This window comes from Komagataeibacter kakiaceti JCM 25156, assembly GCF_000613305.1.
The window spans coordinates 1-836 of sequence record NZ_BAIO01000763.1; the positions used below are offsets into that span (position 1 = coordinate 1).

Below are 836 nucleotides of genomic sequence, written 5' to 3' on the forward strand. Positions count from 1 at the left end.
CTGGCCGACACCGACCGGGCAGATTCTGAAACTGGCACCCTTCGGGCCGGCATGAGATCGCGGTGCCGCTGGCGGGCCGTTTCCAGGTGGACAACCTGCTGCTGGCCGCCGCCATGTCGGGCGCGGATGATGACGCGCCCGAGCGCGCGATCGCGCAACTCGAACACCTGCATGGCGTGCGGGGCCGTCTGGAGCAGGTGGCCGTGCTGCCCAACGGGGCGACGGCCTATGTCGATTTCGCCCATACGCCCGATGCGATCGAACGCCTGCTCCAGTCGCTGCGCCCGCATACGCGCGGCAGGCTGGTGATCGTGATGGGCGCGGGTGGCGACCGCGACCGGGGCAAACGCCCCGTGATGGGGGAGACGGCCAGCCGCCTGGCTGACCGCGTGATCGTGACGGATGACAACCCGCGCACCGAAATACCGGCCACCATCCGCGCCGAAATACTGGCCGCCGCCCCCCACGCGCTGGAGATCGGGGACCGCCGCCACGCCATCGCCACGGGGCTGGACATGCTGGAGGAAGGTGACGTGCTGGTCGTGGCGGGAAAGGGCCATGAACAGGGACAGATCATTGGCCACGAGAGCCTGCCATTTGACGACGCCACGGTCATCCGTGGCCTGACGGGGACTGAATGACACTGTTATGGAGCCGCGCGGACCTTCTGGCCGCGACATCGGGGCGTTTTCCGTCATCCACATCACACGCTATCGCCGGAACGGGTGTCTCGATCGACACCCGCACGCTCAATGCGGGGGATGTCTTCATCGCCCTGCGGGGCGAGCGCAGCAACGGGCATGAACATGTCGCCGCCGCCCTGCGCGCTGGCGCGG

1 protein-coding gene and 1 pseudogene are annotated in these 836 nt (G+C 68.4%); both read left to right on the forward strand.

Annotated features, from left to right (window positions below; all coding sequences use genetic code 11):
- Positions 1 to 641 (forward strand): annotated as a pseudogene (locus JCM25156_RS26235) (Mur ligase family protein); the annotation flags it as partial.
- Positions 638 to 836 (forward strand): Mur ligase domain-containing protein (locus JCM25156_RS26240; protein ID WP_034961254.1); only part of this gene is annotated, 199 nt, incomplete at its 3' end. The pseudogene JCM25156_RS26235 and the gene JCM25156_RS26240, both read left to right, overlap by 4 nt.